Genomic DNA, 20,631 nt, shown 5'->3' on the forward strand with positions numbered 1-20,631 from the left:
GCGGCGGGCGGGGCAGGACTAATCTGCCGGTATGCCGTCAGTTCTTGTCACCGGGGCGTCGCGAGGTATCGGTAGGGCGATCGTCGAACATCTCGCGTCGCGCGGATGGGACGTCGTCGCGGGCGTGCGCACCGAGCAGGATGCCCAGGCGGTCACCGCACTGGACCCCGACCGCATCTCGGCGGTGCTGCTCGACGTCACCGACGCCGACCACATCGCCGAACTGCCGTCGGCGTTGCCCGCCCGCCTGGACGCGGTGGTCAACAACGCCGGCGTGGTGGTCGGCGGACCGATGGAGACGGTGACTCCGGACCAGTGGCGAAAGCAGTTGGAGATCAACGTGGTCGGACAACTCGCGGTGACCCAGGCGGTGCTGCCGCGGCTACGCGAGTCGCGCGGCCGCGTGGTGTTCATCTCGAGTGTCAACGGGCGGCTGTCGATGCCGCTCATCGGCGCCTATGCGGCGAGCAAGTTCGCGCTGGAGGCGGCCGCCGACGCGCTGCGCATGGAGTTGCGGCCGTGGCGGATCCCGGTCGTCATCATCGAGCCCGCACAGACCGACACCGACATGTGGCGCACCGCAGACACCATGGTCGACGAGCTGGCGGGCGCGATGCGGACCGAACACCGCCAGCTCTACGCCAAACACATCGCGGGCTGGCGGAAGATGGTGCCGGTGTCGCAGCGCCTGGCGGTACCGACGGCGAAGGTCTGCGCGGTCGTCGAGCAGGCGCTGACCGCGCGCCGGCCCCGCGCCCGCTACGTCGTCGGCCTCGGTCCGCGACTGCAGGCCGCGCTGATGACCAACATGCCGACCGGGCTGCGCGACACGGTGCTGCGCAAGGTGTCCGGCCAGCCGTAGATGCCGCCGTTCGTCAAGCGTGACGCGGGCGCGCCCGCCGGGTTCTTCGCCTGCGAAGCCGCAGGGCTGCAATGGCTTTCGGCCGCGCCGGGCGGTGTGCCCTGTGCGACCGTGTTGGCGGTCGATGACACCGGGCTCACCCTCGAACGGCTGACGAGCGCCACCCCGACCCGGGCCGCTGCACAGGACTTCGGCCGTCGGTTGGCCCGGACCCACGATGCGGGCGCGGGCGCGTTCGGCGCCGCACCCGACGGCTGGAGCGGGCCGGGCTTCTTCGGCCCGCTGCACCAGCCGCTGCCGATGTCGCTCACCGGTCATGACCGGTGGGGTGCGTTCTACGCTCGCGAACGGTTGGCGCCGATGGCCGCACTGGCGGCCGGCAGGCTCGACGCACCCACCCGCGCGGCTGTCACAGCCGTGATCGACAGGTGTGAATCCGGTGACTTCGACGACGACGACCCGCCCGCACGCCTGCACGGCGACCTGTGGAGCGGCAACGTCATGTGGACACGCGCAGGGGCGGTGCTCATCGACCCCGCCGCACACGGCGGCCACCGGGAGACCGACCTGGCGATGCTCGCGCTGTTCGGCTGCCCGCACCTGGACACAGTGCTGGGCGGCTACCAGCAGCGACGCCCGCTACGCGACGGGTGGCAGGCGCGGGTCGGCCTGTACCAGCTGTATCCGCTGCTGGCGCACGTCGTGCTGTTCGGCGGTGGTTACGCTGGGCAAACGGCCGCCGCCGCGCGAGCCGCCGTCGCGGCGTGAACCCCCACAGGCAGGCGCGACGGCTCAGTTGAATGCCAGCCAGCTCGGCAACGCGCGCTCTCGCGAGTCGCACAACACCTGACGGGTGTCGCAGGATCCGCGCGGCACGCCCGCGCCCGTCCACATGCCACCGGTGTCGCGGCGCAGCACGATGGCCGACGACCCGCCGCCGTCGAGCAGCACCGCGGCGTCGCTGCCAAGGCCGCGGAACAGGTCCTGCACCTGGTCGGGCGTGTAGCTGCCGCCCTGGAACACGTACATCTCGTCCTTGTCCTTGGCGTACGCGAGGGCCGTGCGCGCGGCGCTGGGACCACCGTCGTTGAGCTGACCGGTGTCGCCGGGAGCCAGCAGGCCGATGCCTGCGACCGCGACGAACCGAGTGCCCTCGTCGACAAGACGTTCCACCACGGGGGATGCCGCGTCGTAGTCGTCGGGGCCGGCAGGCGGCACCACATAGGGCGCACCGCCGACCGGCAGGATCATCGTCGACAACGCCTTCCAGTGTTCGTTGCCCCCGGACAGACCCTGCTTACCGGCATACGCGACCCTGCCAGTGACTGCGGCGTTGGCCCGGCCCTGCCCGTGTGTGTTGTCGACATATGCGCCGAGCGGCGAACTGCAGCCCGTCGTCTTCCAGGATCCGCCCCGCTGGCCGCGCACGTCGAAGAAGTTGGCGTTGATCGCGATCGTCGGCTGACCGAGTGCCTGCCAGGCCTGCAGCGGGGTGAAGATCTCCGAGGCCTGCAACAGACCCTCGCCGGTGCGGGCCCGGGGGTCACGCTCGCAGCGCGCCTGAAAACCGTTGTGAGAGTCGACAAGCAGCCGCGGTGCGAGCCGGGTGGAGGCGGACTTGATGATCATCAGGTGTCCGCCGCTGGTCATCTCGTACCAGTTGCCGCCCGCGTTGAGCATCGGCGCGGGATGGCCGCCGCCGAAGTTGTACACGAGGTAGGACCCGCGGGTGGTGGCGATCGCGTTGGCGAGCAACTCGCGTGCGTTCGCGGCGTGCCCGGTCGGCGCGCCCGCGGTGAACGACATCGCCGCGCACATCAGCAGCACCGCGGCGGATGCCGCGATTCTGCGGGTGATTGCGGTGGTCGTCAACACGGTCGCCCCTTCGCGCAGCAGCGGGATCAACACAACACTAACCACAGCAAACGCACTGTCAACTTGCGTCACAGCCGTATCACAATCCGGCGTCGGGTCGGATGCTGAGTGGAATTCCCATCGATGGGTACTAGGCGTGCGACGGTCTACACACAGGGAGCAGAAATGATCGGAACCATCCTCAGTGCCCTCGTCGTCGGTTTGATCGTGGGCGCGCTCGCGCGGCTCATCATGCCCGGCAAGCAGAACATCGGCGTGATCATGACGATCGTGCTGGGTGCGCTCGGATCCTTTGTCGGCACCTGGCTGACCTACCAGCTCGGTTACTCCAACTCCAACGGCGGGTTCGAGATCATCCCGTTCCTGGTGGGCATCATCGTCGCGATCGTGCTCATCGCGGTCTACATCGGGATCACGGGTCGTCGCAGCAGCCGCGCACCGGGGAGTAACGTCCGCTAGCGCCCGGGAGGGGCCAGCCGGTACACGGCGTCGGCGTAGTCGTCGGTGATGTAGACAGCGCCGTCGGGACCGACGACCGCGGCGACCGGACGGCCCCACCGGGAGCCGTCGTCGGTCTGGAAACCGCCTACGAGAGTCTGTTGGTCACCGAGTCCACCGTCGCGCCAGGGAAAGAACGACACCTCCGGCGCGCGCGGTGGATCGGCGTTCCATGAGCCGTGCACGCCGACCAGGGCTCCGCGCGAATACGGCTCGGGCAGTGCGCCGTCGGTGAAGCTCAGACCCAGCGGCGCCGAGTGAGCGGGGAAGCTCTGTTCGATCGGCGCCAGGGCCGCGCAGTCCATCCGGTCCCCGCCGGCGTTGGTCTGGACGTCGCGGATCATCGGCAGGTCGGCCGGTCCTGCCGAACGGGGGCCGGGATTGCAGAAGGGCCAGCCCAATTCGCGACCCGGCGTGAGTCGCGCCAACTGCTCGGGCGGATTGTCGGTGACGTATTCGGGAATCACCTTGCCGTAGTCGGGGCCTGGCTCCGGGAACGCGACGTTGTCGCGGCCGTTGTTGGCCGTCCACACCGAGCCGTCGGGGGCGATGGCCAATCCGGTGCCGTTGCGCACGCCCGTCGCGAATGGTTGCGCAGGCCCGCCGCCGGGCGGCACCCGCATGATCGTCGCACGGGGCGGATCGGCGGTGCGGTCCGCGGCAGAGATGTTGCCCGTCGAGCCGATCGAGAAGTACACGCTGCCATCGGGCCCTACGGCGACGCTCTTCAGCGCATGCGCGTAACGGCCTTTGAGGTCGGGGCTCTTCGCGTCGGGCAGGCTGTCGGCGATCGTGCGCGGGTTGCCGACGCGACCATCGGCGTATTCATAGGCGTCGAGCTGGTCGCTCTGGGCGACGTAGAGGGTGTCGCCTGCGAACGCCAGCCCGTGCGGCTGGTTGAGTCCGTCGAGCAGAACCGACTGTCGCGGTTGCCTATCCGTGAGTTCGACCGCCACCACCTGGCCGGCGTCCGGCAGGGAGACCAGCAAGGCGCCATCGGGCGTCCACTCGGCGAGCCGGGCGGCGGGCAACCGCGCCCACACCGCCATCGTCCAACCCGGCGGCACCAGCGCCCGACGTGGTTCGTCGAAGGGTGCGGCGCCCAGGCCCTCCGGGACCGTTACAGCCACCGGTGTCAGCGCGGCCGCATCGGGGCTCGGTGCCGACGTGGTCGGCGACGGGCTTGGCACGGGGGTGGGCTGCGGGCTGGTGGAGCACGCCGCCAGCACCGCCACGCTCAGCAGGCAGCCGATTGCGTTATGCCGCGGCGAGACTCGCATGCATCTCCCAGACAAGGATCTCCGCGGGCGACGTTGCGGTGACTCGTTGGCCACCCGACCCGGTGAAGCGGACGGCGTCGCCCTCGCGCAACGGACCCGCGCCTTCTAGCGTGACCTCGCCACGGGGTACGAACAGGTGCAGGTAGGGCGCCGCGGGCAGTTCGATGTTGTCACCGGCCTGCATGCGCGCGCCGTGCAGGGCCGCGTACTTGTTGCGGATGGTGATCGCGGTGTCGTCACTGTGCTGCGGCATGCCGGACGCGATCGTCACCAGTTTCCCGCGCAGCAACTCGTCGTCGATCTCGAGCTGCTGATAACCCGGTGCGATTCCTGATTCGTCGGGCACTACCCACATCTGCACGAAATGGACGGGCTCGTCGTGTGTTTCGGATCCGGTCAAGGTCCACGAGTCGTTCTTCTCCGAGTGCAGGATCCCGCGCCCGGCCGACATTCGCTGCGCCAGGCCGGGATAGATGACGCCCGAGTGGCCCGTGGAGTCCTGGTGCACGAGCGATCCGCGCAGCACCCAGGTGACGATCTCCATGTCGCGGTGCGGATGGGTGTCGAATCCCTTGCCGGGCTTGACGATGTCGTCGTTGTTGACCAGGAGTAGCCCGTGATGGGTGTTCTCGGGTTCGTAGTGGCTGCCGAAGGAGAACGAGTGCTTGGAGTCCAACCAGGCGATCCGGGTCTTGGCGCGGTCGCCGGAGCGACGGACGTCGACGATGGGAGCGGTCATGATGTGCCTCTCGGGTCGAGCCCAAGCCTAGGTGTGGCTACTGGACGCGACAACATGGATGATGCCGCCCTGGCCGAGGGCGGGGCACCGGGCCCTGTCGACGGTGCTGCGGCTGCTGGCTACCAGTCCGCCTCGTCGTAGGTGATGACGCCGCGGATGTTCTTGCCGTCGAGCATGTCCGCGTAGCCGGAGTTGATGTCCTCGAGGCGGTAGGTCCGCGTAACCATGTCGTCGATGTTGAGGAGGCCGGACTTGTAGAGGCCGACGAGTTTCGGCGTCTCGATGTGCGAGCTGCCGCCGCCGAAGATGTTGCCCTTCAACGTCTTCTGCAGCATTGTGAATAGGAACAGGTTGAGCTTGACGTCGACGTCCATCATCGGGCCCATGCCCGTGACGACGCAGGTGCCCGTCTTGGCGGTCAGCGTCAGCGCCTCTTCGATGTACTCACCTTTCATGTCACCGACGGCGATGATGGTCTTGTCGGCCATGACGCCGTGGGTGAGGTCGATGATCGGTGCGATGGCCTCGGCCATCGACGGGTAGACGTGGGTGGCGCCGAACTTGATGGCCTGATCGCGCTTCCACTCGTTCGGGTCGATGGCGACGACGTTGCGAGCGCCGGCGATCACCGCACCCTGAAGCGCGCTCATGCCGATGCCGCCGACGCCGACGACGACGACCGTCTCGCCGGGCGCGACCTCGGCGACGTTGGTGGCCGAGCCGAAGCCCGTCGGCACCGCACAGCCCATGATGGCGGCGGTCTCGAACGGGATGTCCTTGTCGATCTTGACGACCGAGTGCTTGTGCACCGTCATGTACGGCGCGAAGGTGCCGAGCAGGTTCATCGGCGATACCTCGGTGTCACCGGCGTGCACGCGCGAGGTGCCGTCGGCGATGGCCTTGCCGCCCAGCAGCAGCGCGCCGCGGTCGCACAGCGACCGGTGGCCCTTGAGGCAGGGCGGGCACTCACCGCAGGCGGGAATGAACGCGAGGATGACGTGGTCGCCCTCCTCGAGGCCGGTGACGTTGCGGCCGACCTTGGTGATGACGCCGGCGCCCTCATGACCGCCGAGCGCGGGCAGCGTGATCGGCGTCGCGCCGGTGGTGAGGTGGTAGTCGGAGTGGCACAAGCCCGCGGCGTGCAGGCGGATCTGCACCTCGTCGTCGACGGGGTCGCCGATGTCGATCTCGTCGACGCGGAACGGCGAGTTCAGCTCCCACAGCAGGGCACCCTTGGTCTTCATGACCGGCGATCATAGAACACGTTCCAGAAGCGGGGCCAACCAGCGCGTTGAGCAGCGACGACAGCGACTACTGTGCGTCGATCGTCGGGCTGTGTGACGCCTGTGGACGAATAGCGTGTCAGAACGCGACACCCGGGCGCTAGAGGGGCCTACAGCGAGGCCGGCAGGCCGTACTTCTCGAACGAGGTCATGTGAAACGCCACCACATGGGTGATCCCGTCGGCGCCGACGGCCAGCACGTGCATCTGGAACGGCTCGTGCACACCCGTCTCGCGGTTCAGCATGTACAGCGCGCCGGCGGGCTGACCATTGGCGGTGGTCCGGATGAACCGCATGTCGCCCGGGCCCCCGGCCGGGCAGTGCGTCTTCGACAGCAGCACGATGTTCTCCGGGCCTTGATACCAACCGTCGAACGGCGGCATCTCCCACACCGCGTCGGCGGTGAACAACTCGACCAGCTTGTCGATGTCGTAGCTCTCGAACGCTTCGATGTAGCGGCTCAGCCGGTCCTGGGCCTCGGGAGACTCCGGCGGCTTGAGGTCGTCGTCCTCGCTGGGGCCGACGGCGTCGAGCTGCGCGCGTGCCCGCTGCAGCAGGCTGTTCACCGCGGCCGTCGACGTGCCGATCGCCTCGGCCACCTCGGCGGCCTTCCACTGCAACACCTCGCGCAACACCAGCACCGCCCGCTGCCGAGCCGAGAGGTGCTGCAACGCCGCGACGAACGCCAACCGCACCGACTCCCGCGACCCGACGATGACAGCTGGATCAGCCGGGTCGTCGGCCTGATCCGGCAGCGGCTCCAGCCACGGCACCTCGTCACGCGCGGTGATGTCGTCGATCGGATCCGAACTCGGCGCGCCGAGACCCGTCGGCAGCGGCCGGCGCTGGCGGCCCTCGAGTGCGGTCAGACAGGTGTTGGTGGCGATCCGGTACAGCCACGTGCGCAGCGAGGACTTGCCCTGGAACCCCTGGTACGACTTCCAGGCGCGCAGATACGTCTCCTGCACCAGATCCTCGGCGTCGTGCGCGGAACCGGTCATCCGGTAGCAGTGCGCCAGCAGTTCGCGGCGGTACTGCTGGGCGTCGGCCAGGAAGGCATTCTCGGCGCGCCTGTCGTCAAGGTCGTGGGCCAGAACCGTCACGTCGCCGAGCTTAACCAGTAGGAGTGACAAGCCGGGGCCAACCGACGCCGGTGAATCCGTACCCGCCCGATACTCTCCCTGGGTGGTCACAACCCGCAGCGAACGCAGCTTCGACGGCGTCGGCGGGGTTCGCATCGTCTACGACGTGTGGACCCCGGACACCGAGCCCCGTGGCGTGGTGGTGCTCTGCCACGGCTACGCCGAGCACGCCCGCCGCTACGACCATGTCGCCGAGCGGTTCGGCGAGGCCGGCCTGCTCACCTACGCCCTCGATCTGCGCGGCCACGGCCGCTCCGGTGGCAAACGCGTATACCTGCGCCAGATCGGCGAGTACATCGGTGACTTCCACGGCCTCGTCGGCGTCGCCGCCGCCGATCACCCCGACCTGCCTCGCGTCGTCCTGGGCCACAGCATGGGCGGCGGCGTGGTCTTCACCTACGGCGTCGAGCACCCCGAGGACTACACCGCGATGGTGCTGTCGGGGCCTGCGGTGTACGCGCAGGACGCGGTCTCGTCGTTCATGATCGGGGTCGCCAAACTGGTCGGCAGCATCCTGCCGGGTCTGCCGGTCGAGCAGTTGCCGACCGAGGCGGTGTCCCGCGACCAGGAGGTCGTCGCGGCCTACATGGCCGATCCGATGGTGCACCACGGCAAGCTGCCCGCCGGGATCGCCAAGGCGTTGATCAGTGTCGGCGAGACGATGCCGAAACGCGCCGGGTCGCTGAGCGCGCCGCTGCTGGTTGTGCACGGCGACCAGGACAAGTTGATCCCCGTCGCGGGTAGTCGCCGCCTGCTCGAGTGCGCGGGCTCGACCGACGCACACCTGAAGGTCTACCCCGGGCTCTACCACGAGGTGTTCAACGAGCCCGAGCGGGCGCTGGTGCTCGACGACGTCACCTCCTGGATCGCGACCAAGCTTTGAAAACCCTTGCTGCGCTGCTCTGTTCGTTGCTCCTGGTGGCCGGATGCGCGAGGAGCGACGGTGTGCGGTGGGTCGACGAGGAGGTCACCTTCACCGACTCGCAAGCCGGGGCGGGGTTGACCGTTCACGGCACCTACCGCCACCGGGAAGGCGGCTCAGGGCCCGCCGCCCTGCTGATCTCCGAGAGCGGTGCCACCGACCGCGACGGTGACAACGCCGTCGCGGGCCCCGTCGGCAACATGCGCCAGCTGGCCGAGCTGCTGTCCGACCGCGGGGTCGCCAGCCTGCGCTACGACAAGATCGGCACCGGTCAGACCGGACTGGGCCCGTACGCGCAGCGGCCGACCGAGGTCGTCAGCGCTGTCTACACCTCCAATGCCGCAGCGGCCCTGCGCTATCTGGCCGACCAGCCCGGCACGGAAAACGCCGAGATCTCTGTCTACGCGCTCGGCGAGGGCACGGTGCACGCGATGACCCTCGCCACCTCCGCGGACCTGCCGAAAGTCCACGCGCTGGGCCTGTTCCAGCCGCTTCCCGGCCGCTACCTCGACATCATCACGAACCGGGTGCGGGCCAACGCCAGCCCCGAGGCGCTGACGACCTGGCTGGCCGCCGTCGAGCAGGTCCGCCGCACCGGCACCGTCGCGCCGAATCTGCCCGAGGGCCTGGGCGCGCTGCTGAACCCCGGCAACGTCAACGCGGTGGTCGAAGCGGACAAGATCGACCCGGTGGCGGTGGCCGCCGAACTGCCCGCCGGCATGCCGGTGCTGGTGACGTGTTCGGACTCCGACGCCCAGGCCACCTGCGACACGGTGCGCCCGCTGGTCGAAGCCCTCCGGCACACGGACCTCACGCTGGTGGAACTCGAGGGTGTCAACCACGTGCTGCGCGACGACCCGACCGACAACGTCGCCAACTACGCGTCCCGAGACCCGCTTTCTCCACAGGTCGTCCAGGCGCTGGACGGGTTTGTCGCCGAGTAGCCATAGTCTGGCCGGCATGAGTGACGACAAGATGCTGGCGCGCATCGCCGCCCTGCTGCGCCAGGCCGAGGGCACCGACAACCCGCACGAGGCCGACGCGTTCATGGCGGCCGCGCAACGGCTCGCCACCGCGACGTCCATCGATCTCGCCGTCGCGCGTTCGCATACCGACCAGCGCGCCAGGGGGCAGCTGCCGGTGCAGCGCACCATCACGATCGGCGACGCGGGCACCCGCGGCCTGCGCACCTACGTGCAGTTGTTCACCGTGATCGCGCACGCCAACGACGTCAAGTGCGACGTCGCATCCAACTCGACGTTCGTCTACGCCTACGGCTTCGGTGAGGACATCGACGCCAGCCACGCGCTCTACGCCAGCCTGGTGATGCAGATGGTCAAGGCGTCGCAGAACTACATCGCCTCGGGCGCACACCGCCCGACGCCCACCATCACCGCGCGGATCAACTTCCAACTGGCCTTCGGCGCGCGTATCGGGCAGCGGCTCGCGCAGGCCCGCGAGGAGGCTCGCCGCGACGCCACCAATGGGCGGGACAGCCAGCCGGGAACCGCGATCGCGTTGCGGGACAAGGAGCTCGAGCTCAAGGACTTCTACCGCGAGACGTCGCAGGCGCGCGGCACCTGGCGGGCCACGAGCGCAACCGCCGGCTACTCGTCGTCGGCACGCCGTGCCGGCGACCGCGCCGGCCGCACCGCGCGGCTGGGCCCGAGCACCGAACTCGCGGGTGCGCGGGCCTCGCTGGAGAAGTGAGCGCCAGGGACACCCAACGGGCGAAGGTCTACGCGGCCGAGGACTTCGTCCGGACCCTGTTCGACCGGGCCGTCGAGCGCGGCAATCGCGTCGTGGACTTCTTCGGCGCCCAGCTGACCCTGCCACCGGAGGGCCGCTTCGCGACGGTGGACTCGGTGCAGCGCTACGTCGACGACGTGCTCGCCATGGCGGCCGTGCGGCAGCGGTGGCCCCAGCGCGGCCCGCTGCGCGTGCGGCCCCGGCGCGGGGTCACCGCCGCCCACTACGAGCTGCACGATGACGACGCCATCATCGCCGTACCTGAGCGTGGAAGTCGTTGGGCACTAAGGGAGTTGGTGGTTCTGCACGAGATCGCCCACCACCTGTGCCAGACGCCGCCTCCACACGGGCCGCAGTTCGTCGCCACCTTCTGCGAGCTCGCCGACGCGGTGATGGGCGCGGAGGCCGGTCACGTGCTGCGAGTGGTCTACGCCAAAGAGGGTGTGCGCTAACCCGTCGGATCGGAGGCGATCCGGGAGACGGCCTCGTCGATGCGCCCGCGGTCGGCCTCGACCGATGCGGTCGCGGCCGCCGTCGCGTTTCGTAGCGCCTCGTTGAGCCGCTGCTGGACGGTCTGCACCCCTAGTCGCAGCAGGCCGTCGGTGATGACGGCCCCGATCAGCTGATGGTGGCCATCGAGCGTCACTTCCACGGTCTCGGACTCGTCTGTGCCGGTGAAGGTCTGGGTTGCCATGCGATGCAACTGCTCGTCCATGAGCGACTGCAACCGCTGCGCCTGCCGGAGCACGGCGGCCACCTGCGGATGCATCTCCTCGCTCACTGCGAGTCGCCGCCCTCGCTGCCGCCTTCTGCGATCTTCTCGTGAGCGTCCCGGCGGCGCCGCTGCTGCCCGACGACGGCCTCGGTCCACGGCCGGTCCTCGGTGTACAGGTCCTCATCGGGCGCCAACCGCGGATCGCGGCGCTTCTCCTTGCCCTGCCGAGCACCGGCGCCGTGGGCCATCGGAGCCATGCCCGCACCCATGCCGCCCATGGCCGCGCCGCCCGGGAAACCCGGAGCCGCCCCTGCAGCGGCGGGAACCGTGGGTGCGGGAGCGACCGTCTCGGCCTTCACCGCCGCCGACATCGGCGCAGGCGGCAGCCCGCCGGCGCTTCCGCCTGCCCCGCCACCTGCGCCACCGCTCGACCCGCCGCCGCCGGAGGCCGCTGCCGGTCGCAGGCGCGGATCCGTCGGCGTCCGCGGAGCCGTCGTTGGCGGTGTGCCCGTGGGTGATCCGGCCGGCGTCGCACCGCCACCGCCCCCGGCACCGGTCGGAGCGCCCCCGCCGGCGGGCGCGCCCGTACCCGCGGGAGGGCCGGAAGCGGCGGGCTGACCCAGCGACTGCGCCATCCGGTCGGCCATCGCGGCCGGGTCGCCACTGAGCGGACCACCGCGTGCACCGCCTGCACCGTTCCCACCGCTCGCGCCCGAAGGGTGCGCCGTGCCGGATGGCGCTGAGAACGGCGGCTGCCCCACCTGTACCGGATCGAAGGTCGCGTTGTCGGCGTACTCCTCGCGCACCTCGTCGGACCGGCGTTGCAGGTCCGCCATCTCCCGGCCGATCCTCGCCATCTCGGTTCGCGTCGCGGCCGCGTTGGCCGTGCTCATCTGCGCGGCCAACTCCTGCATCCGAGCCTCTAGGAACTTGTAGCGGGTATGGATGTTCGTGTGCTCGGCCAGCGCCGCGGCATGGGAGGCCCGCACGCGCCCCGCGGCCGCCGACAGGCGCTGCCAGGCGACCGACAACTCCTGCAGCCAGGCGCTGAACGTGGTCATTCGCTCGCGTGCGGCGTCGGCCGCGTCACCTTCCCAGTTCGTCACCTTGGCAGGCGCGGCGTGGCCCTGCGCACTGCGGGCGGCCAACCCCCAGTGCACTTGCGCGACGTCCAGCGAGGCGCCGTGGTCGCCGCCGCTCAGCAGCCGCTGGGTGGTGTCGACGTCGCTGTAGTCACCGGCGCTCAGCGGCTGCATGGCCGCAGGCGCGTCCGGCAGCGGCGGCATCGGGGTGGACGGCACGGGCACCGAAACGGCCTCGAGCGCGGCCGTCCTGGCCGGGTCGTCGAAACGGTCGGCGTACCTCGTGTCGATGTCGTCGTAGGCCCGGGCCGCGATGCGCAGCATCTCTGCGGTGCGCCGGTTCTCGGCCTCGGCCCACCGCCGGTACTGCTCGAGGACGCGGGCGTTGGCGTTGAGGTTGGCCGCGGCGGCCTGGGCGACGGGGAGGTCGTCGGCCGCGGCGACCTGAATCGACGGCGCGAACCACGGATTCTCCGACATGGCGTTGGCCAAGCCGTCCAATTCGGCTGTGAGGACGCCCAATCCGCTTCCCATGGCTACCCCTCCAACACCATCTGGTAGCGGCTCTCCTCCCGCGGCTTGATCAACCGGATGGGCAGTCGCCGATGACGCGGGGTGTCGATGAAGTTGTCGCGTAACACAACTCGGCCGACGCCGGGATGCGGACCGAGATAGGTGGTGGCTCCGGGCCACGACACCTTCGCCACCTTGCCGATGCGCGCGTTGACGTGTTGTGCGAACTCGTCGAACTGGGGCACCAGAGTGACGACCGCCCCGGCCGCCGCCGACCGGACGATGAACTGGGTGAACAACCGAGCGTCGGGAAGGTTGATGCTGACGTCGACGTCGTCGAACGGCATGTACACCGGGTAGCGGTCGGCCGTCTCGCCGACCAGGACCCCGGCCGAGCCGATCGGCAGTTCGTAGTGCCGGTCGGTCACCGGGCTGATCCCGTGCAGCGCCGCCCGCTGCCCACCGAACAGGCACGAAAAGCCGCGTGGGGTCGTCGGATTCGCCAATGTCGTCAGCAGAATCGTCGACGTCGGCGCCGCGCCGCGCCGGATTCGGACCCGCGTGATGGTGTGGTCGGCGCGTGCCGACCACCACACGTCCGGACCACCCGGTGCCGAGTAGGCGGCGGTAAAGGTACTGCGGCCCTTGATCGCCGACCACGTCTCGCGTTCGAAACTGATCTCGGTCGCACGGTCGAGGTCGTCGAAGCTGCGCATCGGCCGCGCGTCGATCCCGTTGCTCGCCAACTGATCTGCGACCCGGGTGGCGGAGGCCACCAGATACCGCGCCAGTCCGGCGACGCCGGCGTCCCGGCGCTGCGCCGACCTGCTGGTGTGTTCCGGATCGGCCCGCAACACGATCCAGGTGCGCCGGCTGGCCGGCGCCGGGTACGGCCCGACCACCTGCTCGTAGAGCGACACCAGTGTCGCGGGCGCGGTCTTGCCGACGCGGTAGCCGGCCGACACCACATCGACCTCCAGGTCGGGGCAGTGCGCCTCGACGAGCTGCTCGACCAGGCGGGTGTGCACCACGTCGTCGGTGAACGCCTCGCCGTTGACGATCACGGTCGGGGTGAACGGCCGGGGTACCAGCTCGATGGCCGACACCAGGTGGTCGTCCTGCCATCGCACGGCGACGTGGTCACCGGGCATCACCGTCGCCCCCACGGCGGGTGCCGAGGGGCGTTGCGGCTCGCTGCGGTGCCGCCTGCGCAAGGCGAACAGCGCGGCGAGCCAGCCGGTGGCCCGCCGCCCGCGGATGGTCAGCACCGACCCCAGTGCGACGAGCACCGCCAGCGCGACGCCCAGCCACACCAGGTCGAGCCGGGCGAACAGCACGATCGCCGCCGGTATCAGCGCCGCCGCCCAGATGGCGTGCCCGGTGGTGAAGCGCAGCCCGAGAAACTCCACGAAGCGGTTCATCGTCGCCTCAGCGCGCGTCGCGCCAGCGCGCCCACCCCGAGCAGCGCCGCGAGGCCGACGCCGGTGAGCAGCACCGCCGTGATCGGGCCCCGGTCGGGCGGGGGGATGTGGACCGGCGGGGGGACCTCCTTTACCTGGTACGGCGCGTTCTCCGGACCCGAGGGCACGTCCCAGGTGAGCGCTGCGACCGGATCGATGACCCCCGCACCCACGTAGTTGTCGACGCCACCGCCCGGATGCCGGGCCGTCGCGGTGATCCGGTTGACGAGTTGAGCCGGCGTCAGACCCGGGAAGCGCTGTTTGAGCAGCGCCGCCAGGCCGGAGACGTAGGCCGCGGCGAACGACGTGCCGCCGATCGGGATCGGGCCGTCCTCGCCCTGTAGCGCGTTGACCGGGTTGCCGTCGTAACCCAGCGCGGTGAGGTTCTCGGCAGGCGCCGCTGCACCCACCCACGGCCCCGACATCGAGAAGTTGCTCGGCTGGCCGTTCGGGCCGATGCCGCCGACGGTCAGCACCAGCGGGGAGTACCACGCCGGGCTGACGATGGTCTGCACCTCCTGCCAGCCCCTCGGGTCGGCGGGCACCGCCGGGTCCGGCGGCGGGTTCTGCGAGCAATCCTGGCCGGTGTTGCCCGCGGCCACGACGATGACCGCGCCCTTGACGTCGACCGCGTAGTTGATCGCCGCGCCGAGCCCGGTTTCGTTGATCGGGCGGGTGACCTTGTAGCAGGCCGCCTCGCTGATGTTGATGATCTGCGCCCCGATGTTGGCGGCGTGCACCACCGCGCGGGCGAGGCTGCGCAGCGACCCGGCGGTCTGGGTGGTGTTCGCATCGTTGGGATCCTGCCGTGCGCCGAGCGGCTGGAAGGCCTCGGAAGTCTGGCGCAACGACAGAATGCGGGCGTCGGGGGCGACGCCGACGAACCCGTCGGCGGGGGCGGAGCGGCCCGCGATGATCGATGCGGTCAACGTGCCGTGGGCGTCGCAGTCCGACATGCCGTTGCCGGCCTGGTCGACGAAGTCGCCGCCCGGTTCGGCAGGCACCCGCGGCGACCCGATGACGCCGGTGTCGATGACCGCCACCGTCACCCCTGCGCCCGTCGCGAACTTCTGCGCCTCGGCCACCCGCAGGTAGTCGTTGGCCCACGGACGGTCGGCGAAATTGGAGTTCGGGAAGACCGTCGGCGCCGCGCAGACCCGGTGCTGTTCCATCGGCTGGTCCGGGCCGGTCTCATCCGGCGGTACGGCCCCCGGATCGATCGCCGGGGGCTCGATCCCACCCGCCGGCGGAGCGCTGAACAACGCCAGCAGCAGTGCCGCCAGCAGCACTGTGGCGCGCTGGAAGATGCGCTGCACGCGCTATGCACCTCCCAGGTCACGGGCTCGGCGGGCGCTGTGCGAATCCGTCCACAGCAAACTTCGCGCCGGCCGCTGCGCTGCGCATATCGTCACGTCAAGCCAATCGGCCGATTTCACGCAGCCAATCTTAAGGGGCGGCCGGAGCCCCTCATTGCGCTAATCGGCGCGCGAACATGAGCCACCCCGTAGGGACGTCGACACGGCGACGGGGAACCGCAGGTCGGCGGCTACCGGCGGCTACTGCGCGAAGAGTCCGCGATCGCGGTGTCGAGCCCGTCGAGATCGAGGGTGATGCTGCCCGCCGGGTCAGCCCGGAACTTGCCACCGCCCGCGGCGTCGGCCAACTCACCGGTGCCGGAGGCGATTCGCACGTCGGCGCTGGCGACCCCGTCGCGGTAGGAGCCGTCGTGCAGCAGCACCAGACCGCCGGTGTGGCCGCCGATGGCGCCCGTGATGTGCTCGATCCCGACGAACAGCGCGCTGCGGTCCGGTGCGTAGGCCAGCAACCACTTCGTGGTCGACGTGCCCTTGATGTCGCCCTCGTAGCGCTTGTTGACGAGTGCCTCGGTCAGCCTGGTCGAATCGTCACCGTCTTCGAACGGCGTCTCGTCCCAACTGCCGATCTGGAACGTCGCTTCGATGTGTCTGCTCATTCCAGGCGGATACCCCCTGCGCGCTGCCGGAATCAACAGGTCGCAGCGCGCGGGTCCGGGGGACTGTGATAGTCAAGTGCACAACGGCCGCGTTGCGTCCGATAGCACGTCAAACTATAGTCTGGACACATGTCCAGAGGGTTCGGAGTTGTTGCGTGACACGATTTGGCCAGCCCAAACGCCCTGGATGTGCCCTTCTCCGCGCGTCGTCGTGAGCTGATGATGCGCATCGCTTTGTTGTCGTATCGGAGTAAGACCCACTGCGGGGGTCAGGGCGTGTACGTCCGCTACCTCAGCCGGGGGCTCGTCGAACTGGGCCACGACGTCGAGGTGTTCTCCGGCCAGCCTTATCCGGAGGGACTGGACCCGCGCGTGCGGCTGACCAAGGTGCCCAGCCTGGACCTGTATCGCGAGCCCGACCCCTTCCGTGTTCCCTGGCCCAACGAGATCAGGACCCGCATCGATCTCCTGGAGCTGTTGACCACCTGGACCGCCGGCTTCCCAGAACCGCGCACGTTCTCCATGCGCGTCGCCCGTCTGCTGGCCGAGCGGCGCGACGAGTTCGACGTCGTGCACGACAACCAGTGCCTGGGCACGGGGTTGCGCAGGATCGCCGAACTGGGGTTGCCGGTGGTGGCCACCGTGCATCACCCGATCACCCGCGACAAGGTCGTCGACGTGGCCGCGGCCAAATGGTGGCGTAAACCGCTGGTGCACCGCTGGTACGGCTTCGCCGAGATGCAGAAGCAGGTCGCTTGCGAGATCCCCGAACTGCTCACCGTCTCCTCGACCTCGGCGGCCGACATCTCCGAGGACTTCGGGGTGGCGCCCAGTCAGTTGCAGGTGGTCCCGCTCGGCGTGGACACCGCGGTGTTCAAGCCCGCACCGCACCGGGTGCGCAACCGCATCATCGCGATCGCCAGCGCCGACGTGCCGCTCAAGGGCGTCAGCCACCTGCTGCACGCCGTCGCCCGGCTGCGCGTGGAGCGCGACCTGGAACTGCAACTGGTCGCCAAGCTCGAACCCAACGGTCCGACCGAGAAGCTGATCGCCGAACTCGGCATCTCCGACATCGTGCACAGCTCCAGCGGGTTGACCGACAGTGAGTTGGCCGACCTCCTCGCCTCGGCTGAAATCGCCTGCATCCCTTCGCTGTACGAGGGTTTCTCGCTGCCTGCGGTGGAGGCGATGGCCAGCGGAACGCCGATCGTCGCGAGCCGCGCAGGCGCGCTGCCCGAGGTGGTCGGCGCCGACGGCGAGTGTGCGCGGCTGGTCCGGCCCGCTGACGTCGACGAGCTCACCGCGGTGCTCGGTGAGCTGCTTGACTCGCCGCGCGAACTGGCCCGCCTCGGCGCCAACGGTCGCAAGCGCGCGCTGGAGGTGTTCAGCTGGGAGTCCGTCGCCGCCCAGACGGTCACGGTCTACGAGCGGGCGCGCAAGCGGGTCGGCGCATGCTGACGGTGGACTTCGACCGGCTCGCAGTCGGCGAGGGCACGAAGGTCATCGACGTCGGCTGCGGTGCGGGCAGGCACAGCTTCGAGGCGTTCCGCCGCGGCGCGGACGTCATCGCATTCGACCAGAACGCCGCCGACCTCAACGACGTCGACGAGATCCTCACGGCGATGCGCGAGCAGGGCGAGGCGCCGCGGTCGGCCAGGGCCGAGGCGGTCAAGGGCGACGCACTCGACTTGCCGTATGACGACGCGACTTTCGACTGCGTCATCGCCTCGGAGATCCTCGAGCATGTGCCGACCGACGACGAGTTGATCGCCGAACTGGTGCGCGTGCTCAAGCCGGGCGGCGCGCTGGCGATCACGGTGCCGCGCTGGCTGCCCGAGAAGCTGTGCTGGGCGCTGTCCGACGAGTACCACGCCAACGAGGGCGGCCACGTGCGTATCTACCACGCCGACCGTCTGAGCGACAAAGTTCTGGCTCACGGGCTGACGCTGACTCACACTCACCATGCGCACGCGCTGCACTCGCCGTACTGGTGGCTCAAATGCGCTGTAGGCAGCGAGAAGTCGGACCATTACGCCGTCAAGGCGTATCACCGGATGCTGGTGTGGGACATGATGAGCCGACCCTGGCTCACGCGCACCGCCGAGTCGCTGCTCAACCCGCTGATCGGCAAGAGCATCGCGCTGTACTTCTCCAAGCCGGTGGTGGTCGGTGCGGCTACCTGACTGGACCGGCGTGCCCGGTGTCCCAGGCGTTCTGACGCCGGACGAGTGTCGCCAGACCGCGAAGTCGATTGCCGCCGCCCAGGAATCATCGGGCGCCATTCCCTGGTTCGAGGGCGGCCACACCGATCCGTGGGACCACATCGAGAACGCGATGGCGCTGACCGTGGCGGGTCTGTTGGAACCGGCGCGCGCAGCGTTCCGGTGGTCGCGTGTCACGCAACGGAACGACGGGTCGTGGCCAATCCAGTTCCGAGACGGGGTCGTCGAGGACGCCAACAGCGACAGCAACTTCTGCGCCTACATCGCGACGGGGGTCTGGCATCACGTGCTGGCCACCGGCGACCGCCGGTTCGCCGAGACCATGTGGCCCGTGGTCACCAGGGCCGTCGACTTCGTGCTCGACATGCAACTGTCGGGTGGTGAAATCGCCTGGGCCAGAAGCGCTTCCGGACTCGAGCCGGAGGCGTTGATGACCGGCTGCGCCAGCGTCTATCACAGCCTGCGCTGCGCGTTGGCGCTGGCCGACTACTTCGACGACCCGCAGCCCGAGTGGGAGGTCGCGGTGGGCCGGCTCGGGCACGTGATCGCCGCTCACCCCGATGCGTTCGCCGTCAAGGACCGATGGTCGATGGAGTGGTACTACCCGGTGCTCGGCGGCGCGGTGCACGGTGCGGCGGCCCACGAGCGCATCAACGAGCGGTGGGACGACTTCGTCGTGCCGGGCCTGGGTATCCGTTGCGTCGACGACCGGCCGTGGGTGACCGGAGCTGAGACCTGCGAACTGGTGATGGCACTGGACGCGATGGGCGACACGGCCCGCGCGCACGAACAATTCGCCGCGATGCACCATCTGCGCGAGCGCGACGGCTCCTACTGGACGGGCCTGGTGTTCGCCGACGGCAAGCGCTGGCCGGAGGAGCGCACCACCTGGACGGGGGCGGCGATGATCCTGGCCGCCGATGCGCTGTCGCGCACGACGGCCGCCAGCGGAATCTTCCGCGGTGTGGGGCTGCCGCGGGGCCTGGAAGGCGAGTACGACTGCGAATGCGCCACCAGCGACCGGTGATCGGTAGCTAGATCGGCTGGCCCACCGTGCCGCCGGTGCGTTCCAGCACCCGCATCGACCCGGTGGCCGACACCTCGTGGAAGTCGCCGGTGTCCAGTGCCCGGCGGTAGACGTGGAACGGCGCCTGACCACCCTCGTCCGGTGTGGTGAAGACGTCGTGGATGACCAGCGCGCCGCCGACCTCGACCCAGCGTGCCCAGCCGTCGAAGTCGCGCTGGGCGGCCTCTTCGGTGTGGCCGCCGTCGATGAACAACAGCCGCAACGGAGTTCGCCAACCCCGCGCCACCACGGGTGATCTTCCGACGACCGCCACGACGTGGTCGTCCAGACCCGCCGCATCGAGGGTGTGCCGGGCGGTCGGCAGCGTGTCGAACAGCCCGGTGACGGCGTCGACCATCGATTCGTCGTGGTACTCCCACCCGGGCTGGTGCTCCTCCGAGCCGTGGTGGTGATCGACGGTGTAGATCACGCCACCGGTCTGCTGCGCGGCGGCGCCGAGCAGGACGGTCGACTTGCCGCAGTAGGTGCCGATCTCTACGCCGACACCCGCGGCGAGGTACTTCACTGCGGTGTCGAACAGGGCGCGGCCCTCGTCGGCGGGCATGAATCCGGTGACCTGTTCGGCCAGGGCGAAAAGTTCTTCGGTGGTGCTCATCGACCATCAACCTAGTCGGACCGGCCGTTGCTGGCACCAGGTAGTTGTAGTAGCGTCCGGACATGTGTCCGACGCGGCTCTGGAGTCGACTCGGCGCCGACTGACCGCCAAACAGGCCGACACCGTCGATCGCCTGGGCCGGGCCGCGGTCGACCTGCTGCGCCGCGAGGGCTTCACCGGACTCACGGTGCGCCGAGTGGCCGCCGAGGCCGGCGTCGGCGCGGCCACCGCCTACACATATTTCTCGTCGAAGGAACACCTTGTCGCCGAGGTGTTCTGGCGCAGGCTCGCCGGATCGCCACCGGCGCCCCATGAGTCGGCCGACCGCGCGACCCGCGTCATCGAGGTGCTCCGCCACATCGCGCTGCTGGTCGCCGACGAGCCCGAGTTCGCAGGCGCGGTGACGACGGCGCTACTGGGCCGGGATCCGGACGTCGAGGTGCTGCGGGTGCGAATCGGCCGAGAGATCCGCGACCGACTGGCCGCGGCGCTGGGTGGCGAGGTCGATCCCGACGTGATCGATTCCCTGGAGATGCTGTATTCGGGCGCACTCGTGCGCGCCGGCATGGGCTACGCGTCCTACCTCGAGATCGCCGAACGGCTGGAGAAATCCGCGCGGCTGATCCTGGGTTGAC

General features: G+C 69.6%; 22 protein-coding genes. 11 read left to right on the plus strand and 11 right to left on the minus strand.

The features are described from left to right. The first annotated feature begins 31 nt into the window (after positions 1-31). Both K3G64_RS09775 and K3G64_RS09780 read left to right on the plus strand, forming a co-directional pair. Positions 32-862 carry an SDR family NAD(P)-dependent oxidoreductase gene (locus tag K3G64_RS09775; protein ID WP_238949457.1) on the plus strand — a complete coding sequence of 277 codons (831 nt, stop codon included), beginning with the start codon at positions 32-34 and terminating at the stop codon, positions 860-862. Next, positions 863-1,630, plus strand: coding sequence for a fructosamine kinase family protein (locus K3G64_RS09780; RefSeq protein WP_238949459.1), 768 nt, complete (start codon positions 863-865; stop codon positions 1,628-1,630). A gap of 24 nt (positions 1,631-1,654) precedes the next feature. Here K3G64_RS09780 and K3G64_RS09785 read toward each other — a convergent pair whose 3' ends face one another. Further along, positions 1,655-2,737: a phosphodiester glycosidase family protein gene (locus K3G64_RS09785; RefSeq protein ID WP_370647179.1), complete on the minus strand. Its 1,083-nt coding sequence runs from the start codon at positions 2,735-2,737 to the stop codon at positions 1,655-1,657. Positions 2,738-2,902: 165 nt separating this feature from the next. Between K3G64_RS09785 and K3G64_RS09790 the strand changes: the two genes are divergently transcribed. Beyond that, complete coding sequence (locus K3G64_RS09790) at positions 2,903-3,196, plus strand: GlsB/YeaQ/YmgE family stress response membrane protein (protein WP_238949461.1); 294 nt, start codon at positions 2,903-2,905, stop codon at positions 3,194-3,196. Here K3G64_RS09790 and K3G64_RS09795 read toward each other — a convergent pair. From K3G64_RS09795 to K3G64_RS09810, 4 genes are all read right to left on the minus strand, one after another. Then, on the minus strand, positions 3,193-4,515 hold the full coding sequence (locus K3G64_RS09795; protein ID WP_238949463.1) for a PQQ-dependent sugar dehydrogenase: 1,323 nt from the start codon (positions 4,513-4,515) through the stop codon (positions 3,193-3,195). The genes K3G64_RS09790 and K3G64_RS09795 overlap by 4 nt on opposite strands. Then, a complete protein-coding gene (locus tag K3G64_RS09800; RefSeq protein ID WP_238949465.1) occupies positions 4,493-5,254 on the minus strand; it encodes a pirin family protein in 762 nt (253 codons plus the stop codon). The genes K3G64_RS09795 and K3G64_RS09800 overlap by 23 nt, the downstream gene beginning before the upstream one ends. Before the next feature lie 119 nt (positions 5,255-5,373). Further along, entirely contained in the window at positions 5,374-6,498 is a 1,125-nt protein-coding gene (locus K3G64_RS09805; protein ID WP_238949467.1) for an NDMA-dependent alcohol dehydrogenase, read from the minus strand. 149 nt (positions 6,499-6,647) lie between these two features. Continuing rightward, positions 6,648-7,640 (minus strand): sigma-70 family RNA polymerase sigma factor, encoded by a 993-nt coding sequence (locus K3G64_RS09810; RefSeq protein ID WP_370647134.1) that lies wholly within the window; start codon positions 7,638-7,640, stop codon positions 6,648-6,650. An 82-nt stretch (positions 7,641-7,722) separates the two neighbouring features. On the opposite strand from K3G64_RS09810, the gene K3G64_RS09815 reads away from it, so the two are divergent. From K3G64_RS09815 to K3G64_RS09830, 4 genes are read left to right on the plus strand one after another with little or no spacing between them, the layout of a single operon-like run. After that, on the plus strand, positions 7,723-8,562 hold the full coding sequence (locus K3G64_RS09815) for an alpha/beta hydrolase (RefSeq protein ID WP_238949470.1): 840 nt from the start codon (positions 7,723-7,725) through the stop codon (positions 8,560-8,562). Further along, the gene (locus K3G64_RS09820) at positions 8,559-9,545 is read left to right on the plus strand and encodes a hypothetical protein (RefSeq protein WP_238949477.1); all 987 of its coding nucleotides are present in this window, start codon (positions 8,559-8,561) and stop codon (positions 9,543-9,545) included. Before K3G64_RS09815 ends, K3G64_RS09820 begins: the two co-directional genes overlap by 4 nt. A 16-nt stretch (positions 9,546-9,561) precedes the next feature. Next, entirely contained in the window at positions 9,562-10,311 is a 750-nt protein-coding gene (locus K3G64_RS09825) for a DUF2786 domain-containing protein (RefSeq protein WP_238949479.1), read from the plus strand. After that, complete coding sequence (locus K3G64_RS09830) at positions 10,308-10,802, plus strand: TIGR04338 family metallohydrolase (protein WP_238949480.1); 495 nt, start codon at positions 10,308-10,310, stop codon at positions 10,800-10,802. Before K3G64_RS09825 ends, K3G64_RS09830 begins: the two co-directional genes overlap by 4 nt. Here K3G64_RS09830 and K3G64_RS09835 read toward each other — a convergent pair. The 5 genes from K3G64_RS09835 to K3G64_RS09855 form a co-directional block, all read right to left on the minus strand. Next, positions 10,799-11,131, minus strand: a complete 333-nt coding sequence (locus tag K3G64_RS09835; protein WP_238949482.1) for a YbaB/EbfC family nucleoid-associated protein — start codon at positions 11,129-11,131, stop codon at positions 10,799-10,801. The genes K3G64_RS09830 and K3G64_RS09835 overlap by 4 nt on opposite strands. Then, complete coding sequence (locus K3G64_RS09840; protein ID WP_238949484.1) at positions 11,128-12,681, minus strand: PPE domain-containing protein; 1,554 nt, start codon at positions 12,679-12,681, stop codon at positions 11,128-11,130. Before K3G64_RS09840 ends, K3G64_RS09835 begins: the two co-directional genes overlap by 4 nt. A 2-nt stretch (positions 12,682-12,683) precedes the next feature. Continuing rightward, positions 12,684-14,081, minus strand: a complete 1,398-nt coding sequence (eccE, locus tag K3G64_RS09845) for a type VII secretion protein EccE (RefSeq protein ID WP_238949486.1) — start codon at positions 14,079-14,081, stop codon at positions 12,684-12,686. After that, the gene (mycP, locus tag K3G64_RS09850) at positions 14,078-15,436 is read right to left on the minus strand and encodes a type VII secretion-associated serine protease mycosin (protein ID WP_305071281.1); all 1,359 of its coding nucleotides are present in this window, start codon (positions 15,434-15,436) and stop codon (positions 14,078-14,080) included. Before mycP ends, eccE begins: the two co-directional genes overlap by 4 nt. 230 nt (positions 15,437-15,666) lie before the next feature. Further along, complete coding sequence (locus K3G64_RS09855; RefSeq protein WP_238949487.1) at positions 15,667-16,092, minus strand: DUF3224 domain-containing protein; 426 nt, start codon at positions 16,090-16,092, stop codon at positions 15,667-15,669. A 222-nt stretch (positions 16,093-16,314) separates the two neighbouring features. Here K3G64_RS09855 and K3G64_RS09860 point away from each other — a divergent pair, with 222 nt between their 5' ends. The 3 genes from K3G64_RS09860 to K3G64_RS09870 are packed head-to-tail and all read left to right on the plus strand — an operon-like array spanning position 16,315 to position 19,341. Further along, positions 16,315-17,550, plus strand: coding sequence for a glycosyltransferase family 4 protein (locus K3G64_RS09860; RefSeq protein WP_238950572.1), 1,236 nt, complete (start codon positions 16,315-16,317; stop codon positions 17,548-17,550). Further along, positions 17,544-18,275 carry a class I SAM-dependent methyltransferase gene (locus K3G64_RS09865; protein WP_238949489.1) on the plus strand — a complete coding sequence of 244 codons (732 nt, stop codon included), beginning with the start codon at positions 17,544-17,546 and terminating at the stop codon, positions 18,273-18,275. Before K3G64_RS09860 ends, K3G64_RS09865 begins: the two co-directional genes overlap by 7 nt. Continuing rightward, positions 18,262-19,341 carry a prenyltransferase gene (locus K3G64_RS09870; protein WP_238949494.1) on the plus strand — a complete coding sequence of 360 codons (1,080 nt, stop codon included), beginning with the start codon at positions 18,262-18,264 and terminating at the stop codon, positions 19,339-19,341. Before K3G64_RS09865 ends, K3G64_RS09870 begins: the two co-directional genes overlap by 14 nt. Before the next feature lie 7 nt (positions 19,342-19,348). Here the strand turns inward: K3G64_RS09870 and K3G64_RS09875 are convergent, their stop codons facing one another. Next, on the minus strand, positions 19,349-19,996 hold the full coding sequence (locus tag K3G64_RS09875) for a class I SAM-dependent methyltransferase (RefSeq protein ID WP_238949495.1): 648 nt from the start codon (positions 19,994-19,996) through the stop codon (positions 19,349-19,351). Positions 19,997-20,060: 64 nt separating this feature from the next. On the opposite strand from K3G64_RS09875, the gene K3G64_RS09880 reads away from it, so the two are divergent. Then, a complete protein-coding gene (locus K3G64_RS09880) occupies positions 20,061-20,630 on the plus strand; it encodes a TetR/AcrR family transcriptional regulator (protein WP_238949497.1) in 570 nt (189 codons plus the stop codon). Position 20,631 lies beyond the last annotated feature (1 nt).

This window comes from Mycobacterium sp. IDR2000157661 (genome assembly GCF_022317005.1).
Classification (GTDB): Bacteria; Actinomycetota; Actinomycetes; order Mycobacteriales; family Mycobacteriaceae; genus Mycobacterium.

What these genes read in the sequence shown, in the direction of transcription:
- K3G64_RS09775 (WP_238949457.1), top strand. Translation starts at nt 32, where the DNA reads ATGCCGTCAGTTCTTGTCACCGGGGCGTCGCGAGGTATCGGTAGGGCG.
- K3G64_RS09780 (WP_238949459.1), top strand. Translation starts at nt 863, where the DNA reads ATGCCGCCGTTCGTCAAGCGTGACGCGGGCGCGCCCGCCGGGTTCTTC.
- K3G64_RS09790 (WP_238949461.1), top strand. Translation starts at nt 2,903, where the DNA reads ATGATCGGAACCATCCTCAGTGCCCTCGTCGTCGGTTTGATCGTGGGC.
- K3G64_RS09795 (WP_238949463.1), bottom strand. Translation starts at nt 4,515, where the DNA reads ATGCGAGTCTCGCCGCGGCATAACGCAATCGGCTGCCTGCTGAGCGTG.
- K3G64_RS09800 (WP_238949465.1), bottom strand. Translation starts at nt 5,254, where the DNA reads ATGACCGCTCCCATCGTCGACGTCCGTCGCTCCGGCGACCGCGCCAAG.
- K3G64_RS09805 (WP_238949467.1), bottom strand. Translation starts at nt 6,498, where the DNA reads ATGAAGACCAAGGGTGCCCTGCTGTGGGAGCTGAACTCGCCGTTCCGC.
- K3G64_RS09825 (WP_238949479.1), top strand. Translation starts at nt 9,562, where the DNA reads ATGAGTGACGACAAGATGCTGGCGCGCATCGCCGCCCTGCTGCGCCAG.
- K3G64_RS09840 (WP_238949484.1), bottom strand. Translation starts at nt 12,681, where the DNA reads ATGGGAAGCGGATTGGGCGTCCTCACAGCCGAATTGGACGGCTTGGCC.
- eccE (WP_238949486.1), bottom strand. Translation starts at nt 14,081, where the DNA reads ATGAACCGCTTCGTGGAGTTTCTCGGGCTGCGCTTCACCACCGGGCAC.
- K3G64_RS09855 (WP_238949487.1), bottom strand. Translation starts at nt 16,092, where the DNA reads ATGAGCAGACACATCGAAGCGACGTTCCAGATCGGCAGTTGGGACGAG.
- K3G64_RS09860 (WP_238950572.1), top strand. Translation starts at nt 16,315, where the DNA reads ATGCGCATCGCTTTGTTGTCGTATCGGAGTAAGACCCACTGCGGGGGT.
- K3G64_RS09865 (WP_238949489.1), top strand. Translation starts at nt 17,544, where the DNA reads ATGCTGACGGTGGACTTCGACCGGCTCGCAGTCGGCGAGGGCACGAAG.
- K3G64_RS09875 (WP_238949495.1), bottom strand. Translation starts at nt 19,996, where the DNA reads ATGAGCACCACCGAAGAACTTTTCGCCCTGGCCGAACAGGTCACCGGA.